Annotated in this window: 12 protein-coding genes, 3 tRNA genes and 2 pseudogenes; 2 read left to right on the forward strand and 15 right to left on the reverse strand. The window is 39.3% G+C overall.

The genetic code is table 11. From position 1 onward, the window contains the following. Nucleotides 1–15: 15 nt before the first annotated feature. From nuoG to O9A_RS05045, 8 genes are all read right to left on the reverse strand, one after another. Nucleotides 16–2091 carry an NADH-quinone oxidoreductase subunit NuoG gene (nuoG, locus tag O9A_RS05010; protein WP_034459396.1) on the reverse strand — a complete coding sequence of 692 codons (2076 nt, stop codon included), beginning with the start codon at nucleotides 2089–2091 and terminating at the stop codon, nucleotides 16–18. A 66-nt stretch (nucleotides 2092–2157) separates the two neighbouring features. Further along, a complete protein-coding gene (gene nuoF / locus O9A_RS05015) occupies nucleotides 2158–3465 on the reverse strand; it encodes an NADH-quinone oxidoreductase subunit NuoF (protein WP_034459398.1) in 1308 nt (435 codons plus the stop codon). A gap of 146 nt (nucleotides 3466–3611) precedes the next feature. Beyond that, nucleotides 3612–4280 carry an NADH-quinone oxidoreductase subunit NuoE gene (gene nuoE, locus O9A_RS05020; protein WP_034459400.1) on the reverse strand — a complete coding sequence of 223 codons (669 nt, stop codon included), beginning with the start codon at nucleotides 4278–4280 and terminating at the stop codon, nucleotides 3612–3614. Next, complete coding sequence (locus O9A_RS05025) at nucleotides 4280–5470, reverse strand: NADH-quinone oxidoreductase subunit D (protein WP_034459403.1); 1191 nt, start codon at nucleotides 5468–5470, stop codon at nucleotides 4280–4282. Before O9A_RS05025 ends, nuoE begins: the two co-directional genes overlap by 1 nt. Before the next feature lie 124 nt (nucleotides 5471–5594). After that, complete coding sequence (locus tag O9A_RS05030; RefSeq protein WP_034459406.1) at nucleotides 5595–6203, reverse strand: NADH-quinone oxidoreductase subunit C; 609 nt, start codon at nucleotides 6201–6203, stop codon at nucleotides 5595–5597. Nucleotides 6204–6218: 15 nt separating this feature from the next. Next, nucleotides 6219–6800 carry a NuoB/complex I 20 kDa subunit family protein gene (locus O9A_RS05035; protein WP_034459408.1) on the reverse strand — a complete coding sequence of 194 codons (582 nt, stop codon included), beginning with the start codon at nucleotides 6798–6800 and terminating at the stop codon, nucleotides 6219–6221. Next, on the reverse strand, nucleotides 6791–7156 hold the full coding sequence (locus O9A_RS05040) for an NADH-quinone oxidoreductase subunit A (protein WP_034460246.1): 366 nt from the start codon (nucleotides 7154–7156) through the stop codon (nucleotides 6791–6793). Before O9A_RS05040 ends, O9A_RS05035 begins: the two co-directional genes overlap by 10 nt. 305 nt (nucleotides 7157–7461) lie before the next feature. After that, a tRNA-Asp gene (locus tag O9A_RS05045) sits at nucleotides 7462–7538 on the reverse strand. A 175-nt stretch (nucleotides 7539–7713) separates the two neighbouring features. On the opposite strand from O9A_RS05045, the gene O9A_RS05050 reads away from it, so the two are divergent. Continuing rightward, a tRNA-Val gene (locus O9A_RS05050) sits at nucleotides 7714–7786 on the forward strand. A 60-nt stretch (nucleotides 7787–7846) separates the two neighbouring features. On the opposite strand, the pseudogene O9A_RS08365 reads toward O9A_RS05050, so the two are convergent. Continuing rightward, nucleotides 7847–8233 (reverse strand): annotated as a pseudogene (locus tag O9A_RS08365) (XRE family transcriptional regulator). A gap of 275 nt (nucleotides 8234–8508) precedes the next feature. Between O9A_RS08365 and O9A_RS05060 the strand changes: the two are divergent. After that, nucleotides 8509–8598, forward strand: a tRNA-Ser gene (locus tag O9A_RS05060). 32 nt (nucleotides 8599–8630) lie between these two features. Here the strand turns inward: O9A_RS05060 and O9A_RS05065 are convergent. From O9A_RS05065 to O9A_RS08025, 6 genes and pseudogenes are all read right to left on the reverse strand, one after another. Further along, on the reverse strand, nucleotides 8631–8939 hold the full coding sequence (locus O9A_RS05065) for a transcriptional regulator (RefSeq protein ID WP_011180804.1): 309 nt from the start codon (nucleotides 8937–8939) through the stop codon (nucleotides 8631–8633). 132 nt (nucleotides 8940–9071) lie between these two features. Continuing rightward, complete coding sequence (locus O9A_RS05070) at nucleotides 9072–9290, reverse strand: hypothetical protein (protein WP_011180805.1); 219 nt, start codon at nucleotides 9288–9290, stop codon at nucleotides 9072–9074. After that, nucleotides 9271–9489 carry a hypothetical protein gene (locus tag O9A_RS08675; protein WP_011180806.1) on the reverse strand — a complete coding sequence of 73 codons (219 nt, stop codon included), beginning with the start codon at nucleotides 9487–9489 and terminating at the stop codon, nucleotides 9271–9273. The genes O9A_RS05070 and O9A_RS08675 overlap by 20 nt, the downstream gene beginning before the upstream one ends. After that, the gene (locus O9A_RS05080) at nucleotides 9422–9649 is read right to left on the reverse strand and encodes a hypothetical protein (RefSeq protein WP_011180807.1); all 228 of its coding nucleotides are present in this window, start codon (nucleotides 9647–9649) and stop codon (nucleotides 9422–9424) included. The genes O9A_RS08675 and O9A_RS05080 overlap by 68 nt, the downstream gene beginning before the upstream one ends. Beyond that, nucleotides 9646–10311: a gene transfer agent endolysin BgtA gene (locus O9A_RS05085; protein WP_011180808.1), complete on the reverse strand. Its 666-nt coding sequence runs from the start codon at nucleotides 10309–10311 to the stop codon at nucleotides 9646–9648. The genes O9A_RS05080 and O9A_RS05085 overlap by 4 nt, the downstream gene beginning before the upstream one ends. Nucleotides 10312–10325: 14 nt before the next feature. Then, nucleotides 10326–10701, reverse strand: a pseudogene (locus O9A_RS08025) (hypothetical protein); the annotation flags it as partial.

Consider the following 10701-nt stretch of genomic DNA (forward strand, 5'->3'; position numbering starts at 1 on the left):
ATTATTTCTTTTCCTCTACCCTTCCTCTATAGCTTGCACAGCGCAATTTTTTATGAAAGACGAACATTCAGCCATAACTGCAGAAGCACGTGCTATCGGATTTGTCAAATAAAAGTCTTTGACCATAGAAGTAAATGTTTGCGTTTCCAAAACAGTCTTTTGTGAAGCAAGAGCTTTAAGATCACCTATATCAGGAGGGACTATATTATCAATGGCACAAAGATGTGGATAATCATTAAACAAGCTCTCTCTTAATTGAAAAAGCGAATCAAAAGGAAGCTTTTGTCCTAAAATATCCGATAAAGCCCGTAAAATAGCCCAATCTTCTTTTGCTTCACCCGGTGCAAAACCAGCCCGATTGGTCATTTGAACACGTCCTTCTGTATTCACATAAAGTCCTGATTTTTCAGTGTAAGCCGATGCCGGTAAAATAACATCAGCAGCGTGTGCACCATTATCACCGTGGCTACCAATGTAAATTGTAAAAGCTTTTATATCAGCTAATTCTACTTCATCAGCACCAAGCAAAAATAAAATTTCACAGGTTTTAAGAATATTTGCGACTCCAAGCTTAGATGTAAAACCTATATCTAACCCCCCAACAGTTGATGCCGCATTGTGAAGAACCCCAAACCCATTCCATTCCTCACTAAGTGCTCCAATACTATCAGCTAATTTTGCGAGATTTTTTAAAACAGACAAGCCTTCTTTACCTGAAACAGCACCCTCCCCAATAAGAATAAGTGGCTTCTTCGCGTTTTTTAATGTATTAAAAAACGCATCCTCCCCACGAATAAGTGCATTCAATGCATCCGTACCAGCTCCAAGATAAGAATAAGGATAACGTAAATCTACCTTCTCTCCAATTAATGCTATGGGAAACTGTCCCATCCGTTGACGCTTTAAAATACGTGCATTTAAAACAGCGGCTTCATAGCGAGGATTAGATCCTACGATAAGCAATGCATTAGCCTGTTCAATACCTGCAATCGTTGGATTAAAAATATAACTCGAACGGCCTAATTCAGAAGACAAAACCATCCCTCTTTGACGACAATCAAAGAGCTTTGATCCCAATGAAATCAGTAATTTTTTAAGTGCATACATTTCTTCAATGGACACAAGATCTCCTGCAAGCGCCCCTATTTTTTCTGGCAAAGTTTTAGAAATCACCATTTTAATTTTTTCAAAAGCCTCTGTCCAACTTACAGGTTTAAGCTTACCATCTTTGCGTACATATGGCCTATCAAGCCGCTGTGTGCGTAGTCCGTCCCAAATAAAACGCGTCTTGTCAGAAATCCATTCCTCATTTATGTCTTCATTGGTACGCGGCATAATTCGCATAACCTCACGACCGCGGCTATCAATACGGATAGCACTACCAAGTGCATCCATGACATCAATCGATTCTGTTTTAAATAATTCCCATGGACGTGCATGAAATGCATAAGGTTTTGAAGTTAAAGCTCCCACTGGACAAAGATCAATAACATTTCCCTGTAATTCAGATGTCATTGCTTTTTCAAGATATGTTGTAATTTCAGCATCCTCGCCACGACCTATTAAACCAAGCTCCGAAATACCCGCCACTTCCGTTGTAAAACGAACACAACGTGTGCAATGAATACAACGAGTCATAACAGTTTTTATGAGTGGCCCAATATATTTATCTTCTACAGCACGCTTATTTTCCGTATAACGAGAACAGCCACGCCCATAAAGCATTGCTTGATCTTGAAGATCACACTCTCCCCCTTGATCACATACAGGACAATCTAAAGGGTGATTGATGAGGAGAAACTCCATTACACCTTCACGAGCTTTTTTAACCATTGCCGTATTAGTAAAAATTTCTGGAGATTCACCGTTAGGCCCTAAGCGTAAATCGCGAACCCCTATAGCACAGGAAGCCTGAGGCTTTGGAGGCCCCCCCTTGATCTCAACCAAACACATCCGGCAATTTCCAGCAATTGATAAAGATTCATGAAAACAAAAACGCGGCACCTCAGCACCCGCTGCCTCAGCAGCTTGAAGCAACGTATAGTAATCAGGGACTTCGATCTCTTTACCATCAACTTTGATATTTATCATCACTCATCCAGCCTGCGGATAACCCACCTAAAATTTTCATTCTGTTGCTCTTAAAACAAAAACCCTTTATCCTACCGTTTCCAAAGAAATATTTTTTCTTTGAACGACATTACGCGTATAGTCATCAATTCTACGTTCAATTTCTGGACGAAAATTACGTATCAACCCCTGTATAGGCCACGCGGCAGCATCACCAAGTGCACAAATGGTGTGCCCTTCAACTTGTTTAGAAACTTCAAACAAAAGATCAATTTCGCGTTTTTGTGCTCTTCCCTCAACCATACGTCCTAAAAGACGCATCATCCATCCCGTTCCTTCACGACATGGTGTACATTGACCACAACTCTCATGCTTGAAAAAAGCTGCTATACGCCAAATTGCCTTGATAATATCGGTCGATTTATCCATAACAATCATACCACCTGTACCAAAAGAAGACCCGACATCGCGCATCCCATCAAAATCCATAATCGCATCCACCATATCCTCACCACGAACGACCGGGCAAGAAGCCCCACCTGGAATAACTGCTAAAAGATTATTCCATCCACCACGAATACCACCGGTATGTTTTTCAATTAATTCACGGAAAGAAACTCCAAGAGCTTCTTCAAATGTACAAGGTGCATTCACATGTCCAGAAACCATAAACAATTTAGTTCCAACATTATTTGCACGCCCAATCGATGAAAACCATGAAGCACCACGACGCAAAATCGTTGGAACAACAGCAATGGACTCTACATTATTAACTGTCGTTGGACAGCCGTAAACCCCCATATTTGCAGGAAATGGCGGTTTAAGCCTAGGCTGTCCTTTTTTGCCTTCAAGACTTTCAATAAGAGCCGTTTCTTCCCCACAAATATAAGCACCAGCACCATGATGAATAATAATATCACAAGCATGCCCATATTTCGTTTTTTTGCCAAGCAAACCAGCATCATAACATTCATCAACGGCAGTTTGAAGCGCTTCACGTTCACGAACATATTCACCGCGAATATAAATAAAAGCAACATTTGCTCCTATCGCAAAAGTAGCAAGTGCACATCCTTCAATTAAAGTATGGGGATCATGTCGCAAAATATCGCGATCTTTACACGTTCCAGGTTCTGATTCATCTGCATTTACAACCAAATAATGAGGCCGGCCATCACTCTGTTTTGGCATAAAAGACCACTTCATTCCAGTAGGAAAACCTGCACCACCACGGCCACGCAAACCCGATGCTTTCATCTCATCAATAATCCAATCACGACCTTTATCAATAATTGCCCTGACACCATCCCAATGTCCACGTAACACCGCAGCTTTTAATGATTTATCTTTTAAACCATAAAGATTGGTGAAAATGCGATCTTTATCAACCAGCATATTCCACCTTTTTTTTTATTGTGCTTAGCATTCTTAGCTTTCCCTCAAATGCAATTTTAAAAAATCTTTTCAAAAATTCTGACTGTTAGTTAAATCTTAAGAGAATGGATAAAATAATAAAATATCTTTTCAAGAAAAAATATTTACTATGCTCCTATTTCTTTTTTATCCTTTTTCTTTAAAGACTTAAGCGAATTCTGTTCTTTTTCATCAATGAGAGAAGTTAAACCACTAATCGGTTCTGATGATTTGCGACTATTTTGCGGACCAACAGCTATCTCAGAACCTTTCCCCGCTTCAAATGCATCAATAATTTCTTCAAGACGCTCAGCTGTAAGATCTTCATAAGTATCTTTAAAAATCATAACCATAGGAGCATTGACACAAGCACCAAGACATTCCACCTCTTCCCATGATAAGGTTCCTTCTTGATTGGTCATAAAAGGTTCATGATGAATTCTTTTCTGACAAACTTTAATCAGCTCATCAGATCCACGTAACATACAAGGAGTCGTACCACAAACTTGAATATGCGCCTTTGTTCCAACTGGCTTAAGCTGAAACTGAGTATAAAAAGTTGCAACTTCTAGAACACGAATATAAGCCATGGAAAGAATTTTAGCTATATGCTCAATCGCAGCACGTGTTACCCAGCCATCTTGCTCTTGAGCACGCATTAATAATGGGATGACAGCAGATTGCTCACGCCCTACAGGATATTTTTCCATAGTACTTTTTACCCATATCTGATTTTCTTTTGTAAAAGAAAATTCTGCAGGTTGGTAGACATCATCTGCAAGTCGGCGTACAGACATTAGCGATCAACCTCCCCAAATACAATATCAATCGAACCCAAAATAGCTGTAGCATCAGCTAACATATGTCCCCGGGTCAAAAAATCCATGGCTTGAAGATGAGCAAAGCCAGGAGCACGCAATTTAACACGATAAGGCTTATTTGTTCCATCAGAAACAAGATAAACCCCAAATTCACCCTTCGGAGCTTCCACAGCGACGTATACCTCACCAGGAGGTGTATGGAAACCTTCCGTATAAAGTTTAAAATGATGAATAAGCGCTTCCATTGAGTTTTTCATTTCACACCGCTTTGGAGGCACAATTTTACGATCTAAACTCGAGACTGGTCCATTTTTCTCAGTACTAAGCAAGCGATCCACACATTGGCGCATAATTTTCGCTGATTGACGCATCTCTTCCATACGAATGAGATAACGATCATAACAATCACTGTTTTTCCCTATAGGAATATCAAATTCCAGTTCGTCATAACATTCATAAGGTTGGCTTTTACGCAAATCCCATGGCACACCAGCTCCACGAATCATAACTCCAGAAAAACCACGTGCCCAAGCCTCATCACTATTTACCACACCAATATCTACATTACGCTGCTTAAAAATCCGATTTGGTGTAACAAGCGCATCAAGTTTACCAAGAGCAATAAGAAACGGATCAATAAAATTACCAATATCCTCAATTAAAGATTCCGATAAGTCTTGATGCACGCCGCCAGGACGAAAATAATTTGCATGAAGACGCGCTCCACAAGCACGCTCATAAAAAATCATCAATCTTTCACGTTGTTCAAATCCCCAAAGCGGCGGCGTTAAAGCCCCAACATCCATTGCTTGTGTTGTTACATTAAGCAAATGATTAAGAATACGCCCAATTTCTGAAAATAAAACACGTATTAACTGCCCTCGTTTGGGAACCTCAACGCCTAATAATTTTTCAATAGCAAGTACAAAAGCATGCTCCTGATTCATAGGAGCCACATAATCCAAACGATCTAAATAAGGGGCAGCTTGAAGATACGTTTTTGTTTCCATTAATTTTTCGGTACCGCGATGTAAGAGTCCAATATGTGGATCTACACGCTCAACAACTTCACCGTCCAATTCCAGAACCATGCGCAAAACTCCATGCGCTGCCGGATGCTGCGGACCAAAATTGATATTAAAGTTTCGAACATTAACCTCGGCCACTATTAACCCCTTGTTTTTTTTAATAAACTTTATATCAAACTTTAATAAAAATATTCATTATATTGAAACATATAGTTATTTAAGAATCCTACTACTCTAATTCTATATTTTACCAGCTCCAATATTATTTTTCATCCTTTCTTTTTTCATCACATGGCAAAACATATTGCACTCCTTCCCAAGGAGAAAGGAAATCAAAATTCCGCATTTCTTGTCGCAAAACAACAGGCTCATAAATTACCCTCTTTGCTTCATTATCATAACGGCATTCCACAAATCCCGTCACAGGAAAATCTTTGCGTAGAGGATGCCCTTCAAATCCATAATCAGTTAAGATCCGCCTTAAATCTGGATGACCTGAAAATAAAATCCCATACATGTCGTACGTCTCACGTTCATACCATTCTGCTCCAGGATAAACCGAGCAAGCAGAAGCAACGGAAGTACTTTCATCAGTACGTACCTTAACACGCAACCGTAAATTATGACGAGGAGATAAAAGTTGATAAGAGACATCAAAACGTTTATCGCGAGCAGGATAATCAACACCACTAATGTCTGTAATATTAATAAACTGACAACGAGAATCATCACGAACAAATATTAAGACATCTGTAATTGCATCAAGGCGCGATATAATAGTCAACTCGCCAAATTCAAGAACAGTTTCTTCAAGCTTATCTCCTAACTTGTTTTTCAAATAGGTAGCAAGCTCTTCTAATGATTCACTCATCGACACAAAAGCTCCCTATCGCTCTATCGAGCCGGTACGACGGATTTTTTTCTGTAACAACAATATACCATATAGTAATGCCTCTGCTGTAGGAGGACATCCTGGAACGTAAATATCCACAGGCACAATACGGTCACACCCACGAACAACAGAATAAGAATAATGATAATACCCACCACCATTTGCACATGATCCCATAGAAATCACATAACGCGGTTCAGGCATTTGATCATAAACTTTCCTTAAAGCAGGTGCCATTTTATTGGTTAAAGTACCTGCCACTACCATAACATCTGACTGACGGGGTGAAGCGCGTGGTGCATATCCAAAACGCTCATTATCATAATGAGGCATTGAACACTGCATCATTTCGATAGCACAACAAGCCAAACCAAAACTCATCCACATGAGAGAACCGGTGCGCGCCCAAGTAATCAAAGCATCTGCTGAAGTAATTAAAAAGCCTTTCTCCGATAATTCAGCATTAACCTCACGGAAAAATTTATCGTCAGAACCTATCAACTCACCTGTATTAGGATCAATAATTCCTTTTGATTTTGGAGTAGTAATTTTTGAATTGCTAAATATTAGTCCCATTCAAGAGCTCCTTTTTTCCATTCATATATAAATCCGACAGTTAAAAGTGCTAAGAATATAATCATTGACCAAAAACCAAACATATCTATCGAACCAAATGAAACTGCCCAAGGAAAAAGAAAAGCAACTTCAAGATCAAAAATAATAAACAAAATCGATACCAAATAAAAACGAATATCAAACTTCATTCGCGCATTATTAAATGAATTAAACCCACATTCATAAGCAGATAACTTTTCGGGATCGGGGGAACGATAAGCCACCATATAAGGAATAACCAAAAGAACCCCTGCAATAACTGCTGAAACAATAATAAAGATTAAGACCGGCAAATAAGAGCTCAATAAATCAGTCATAATCATCTCTCACCTTCATGAAATATTTGTTAGCGCAATCACTCAAAATCCCTAATATCAAACAGACAAATTGTAATAACCGTTTTGTTAATTCCTGTCATACTACTTTAAGGACATGTCCGGAAATATTTTCCTTGTTGGCATAGGTAACGCAGAGCAAAGAAAGACGCAAGCCCTATTCTTATAAACCATGTAAAAAGGAAGGAAAGCTATATTCTAGAAAAAACTCTAAAGCCTGTACTCTAATGGTCTTTTGCTCTACAATTTTTGCCTTTAAAAGAAGAAATCCGTGAAAGAATTCAAAATGGCGCGAGTGACGGGGCTCGAACCCGCGACCTCCGGCGTGACAGGCCAGCACTCTAACCAACTGAGCTACACCCGCGCACTCTTTTGAACCAACTTATTCATTGGTATAAAGGCCCGTGTAAGGGGTTCATTCGTTTATGTCAAGCGGACTTATGCATTTTTTTAAAAAAATCGTTAAACAACATCTTTATTCTTGCGTTTAGAAAAATTTTTCCTTAAAGAGTGCACATTCAGTTGTTGATCATTACATTGGGCGATTAGCTCAGCTGGTAGAGCGCCTCGTTTACACCGAGGATGTCGGGAGTTCGAGTCTCTCATCGCCCACCGCCAACAATAAATTATTTGATTTTATCCACTTTTATCAAGGTGAGAGATGCGTGAATATCAAAGTAAGGGAATGAGATTTTCTAGCTTACCTCTACACAGCGCGTTCTTACAAATTATTCCTAAGAATTCTTTGAGTACTGCTAGATTCTTTTAGGGAAACCATTTAAAATTCTAATAAGCATGCCAACAATTTCATATTGTAACGGATTTAAAAGGTTTTGTTATAAAACTCTTGCAACAAATGTAAACTTCTTTTCTTAAAAGAGAAGCTATCTCTTGGTCTAAAGTGTACAGTTCAATAATCTTTTCTTCCATGCCAACAAATACAGATTTTCTACCTATTTCTGTAAAAGATAAAAACACTACAGATACTCTATCAGCTATATCTAATAAACGTCCTGAATGACCAATGTGAAATTTGCGTAAAGTTCTACCCAAAACTATTTTGGGTAAAAGAGTAAAGGCTACTCAAAAATTGTTACTGTTTTAATAAATAATGGAATGTGAGATTTTGTTATGGTTACTACCTTGCCCTTTTTAATGTCTTTTGACAAGTTGACTCACACCAAGATGAAATTACCAATTTAGAAGCATTCTTTTAAAAGCATATCTTAGAAATTATTTCGATCGGCACTCAAGAAATTTTATTAAAAACGTTTAGAAATCCATTTAAATGATTGACCTTTTGCAAGAATTTTGTAAAAAAATGTACTGAATTTGGAGGGGTGGCCGAGCGGTTTAAGGCACCGGTCTTGAAAACCGGCGTGCAGGAGACTGTACCGTGGGTTCGAATCCCACCCCCTCCGCCACAGCACTTTTATCACGCTATAACTTATTGATTTTATGTATGTTTTTTTAAGGTGCGGGATGTATAAATAAAGGTGCGGGAATAGGATTTTCCAACATGCCTGTATAGGGTGCCTCTTTTTTTACCAACTTTCTCCAACAATTTTTTAAATTCTGCCAAATCTTGTTGTGAAAAATTCTCTAAAGTTCTAACAAATATGCCAACGGGTACAGATTTCTTGCCAATTTTTACAGAAGATAAAAAGGCTACAGATACGCCTAGTTTATCAGCCATATCTAAGAGGCGCTCTGAGCAATCAATGCAAAAAAGTTTGCGTAAAATTTGACCAAATGATGTAAGCATCTAGAAAGTCCTGTTAAAAGAAGAAATATCTCTTGTGATTCTAGCAAATATTTTGAGATTTTCTCAATTATTACGAATCAGAACTTCTTTTGAGGTGTTTTTTGAGAGCTTTTGTGAAAGATTTTGAGGGAGCTAATTTTTTGAAAACCATTGTTTTAGATGTGCAATGACATTATCTATGGCATCCATGAGACGAGCAAAATCGAGGATAAGCAAAAAAAGAAAAAATGCACTCCACTTCATGAAACGCGACATCACTTTCACACTTTGATAGGTTAGGATTATTTCTTGAAGCATTGCTTTTTCCGCTTCTGTAAGCTCTATTTGTTTTTCAGTGTTTTTTCTGGCCATGTTTCCACCCACACAAGTATTCCCCTTGCTTATTATGCTTTAAGATCTCTCTTGCTAAGTTTGAACTGATCACGTTCAGATCTTGCTGATTTAAATAAATGGGCAACCAACCAACACAAGAAGAAGCATATTTATGGATCCCGCAACCAGTCAGAGAGAGCAGCCCGCACATCAGCATCAGTTTTTTTGTTAACTTCATTTTCTATTTCCAGCCGTGTTGTTGCTGCCTTTAAAGCTTTTTTGGTTTGCTTTTGCTGTTCAGTCTTCTTGCCAAAATGAAAAGCTCTCATTAAGGCTATAAAAAAAGCGGCTAGAGCCGCGCCTGTTAACAGCAGATTTCTTTTCATCCATAAGATCATAGGCAGTGCTCCTGAAAACGCTTAGCCACGAAGAAAATGCCAGCACAGGCAGCAAAAACCATAACGGCAGCGAAAGCCCATTGGATGGGACCATTGCCCGCTAAAAAACCACTAAGACCTGAGAAAGATCCAATGACTGGTGCAAGGGCTTCGGCTTTGAAAAGCCCTGTTGCATGCTTTTTTTCTACCGTCTGATAGTTGGAGGAAACAAACGCGCCTTTCGCCCACAACCCTGCTTCTGCTGCACGACGGTGGACTAAGCCTTTTAAACGCTTTCCTCCTGCTCTAGTCCATTTCTGCAATTCAATGGGTACAGATTCATAATCGCCTTTATTCAGCTTTTTAAGTAATGTAGAATTTTGGAAAGCTATGATCCCTATATTATAACAAAAGGAAACAAGAGCACCAAACTGCTCGTCACTTAAGTCAACATAAACCGCTTTTTCTACCGCCCGCTCATATTGACGCAAGTCTTCCAAAAGAAGAATTTCCGCTCTTTTTTCCGTAATGACCATGCCTTCAACAACTATCGGCTTACCCGCTTTTTCTGTATGACCATATCCTATCGTCCAAACACCAGAAGCATCTCTATAAGCATGGAGCCGTAGCCCTTCCCATTTCTTTAAATAATTGAGACAATTTTTATTGATTTTTCGTGCCATCGTTCAATTCCATTTTATAAATATACCTTGATTAATACGGCGCCATCGCCACCATCGCCACTGGAGGAAGACGTTGCATCCTTTCCAGGAAAATAACCGCCACCACCACCGCCATAAAGTACCTTACTCTCTTTAGGAACTAAAGCGCCTTTACCACCATGACCGCCCCACATGCTATGGCCACCATCACCAACTTTACCATTATAATAACTACCGCCACCACCACCGCCACCACCATAAACACTACTCCCACCTGTACCGCCTTTACCGCTAGTGCTACCACGACCTTCACCGCCAGTGCCGCCACCACCACCACCGCCATAAACACTACTCCCACCATCACCACCTTTACCCCCTAAACCATAAACACTACTCCCACCATCACCACCT

It is taken from the genome of Bartonella koehlerae C-29 (assembly GCF_000706625.1).
Lineage (GTDB): Bacteria > Pseudomonadota > Alphaproteobacteria > Rhizobiales > Rhizobiaceae > Bartonella > Bartonella koehlerae.

Excerpts from the sequence above, each read along its gene's own strand:
- nuoG (WP_034459396.1), bottom strand. The coding sequence starts at position 2,091 with ATGATAAATATCAAAGTTGATGGTAAAGAGATCGAAGTCCCTGATTAC.
- nuoF (WP_034459398.1), bottom strand. The coding sequence starts at position 3,465 with ATGCTGGTTGATAAAGATCGCATTTTCACCAATCTTTATGGTTTAAAA.
- nuoE (WP_034459400.1), bottom strand. The coding sequence starts at position 4,280 with ATGTCTGTACGCCGACTTGCAGATGATGTCTACCAACCTGCAGAATTT.
- O9A_RS05030 (WP_034459406.1), bottom strand. The coding sequence starts at position 6,203 with ATGAGTGAATCATTAGAAGAGCTTGCTACCTATTTGAAAAACAAGTTA.
- O9A_RS05035 (WP_034459408.1), bottom strand. The coding sequence starts at position 6,800 with ATGGGACTAATATTTAGCAATTCAAAAATTACTACTCCAAAATCAAAA.
- O9A_RS05040 (WP_034460246.1), bottom strand. The coding sequence starts at position 7,156 with ATGACTGATTTATTGAGCTCTTATTTGCCGGTCTTAATCTTTATTATT.
- O9A_RS05065 (WP_011180804.1), bottom strand. The coding sequence starts at position 8,939 with ATGCTTACATCATTTGGTCAAATTTTACGCAAACTTTTTTGCATTGAT.
- O9A_RS05070 (WP_011180805.1), bottom strand. The coding sequence starts at position 9,290 with ATGGCCAGAAAAAACACTGAAAAACAAATAGAGCTTACAGAAGCGGAA.
- O9A_RS08675 (WP_011180806.1), bottom strand. The coding sequence starts at position 9,489 with ATGAAGTTAACAAAAAAACTGATGCTGATGTGCGGGCTGCTCTCTCTG.
- O9A_RS05080 (WP_011180807.1), bottom strand. The coding sequence starts at position 9,649 with ATGATCTTATGGATGAAAAGAAATCTGCTGTTAACAGGCGCGGCTCTA.
- O9A_RS05085 (WP_011180808.1), bottom strand. The coding sequence starts at position 10,311 with ATGGCACGAAAAATCAATAAAAATTGTCTCAATTATTTAAAGAAATGG.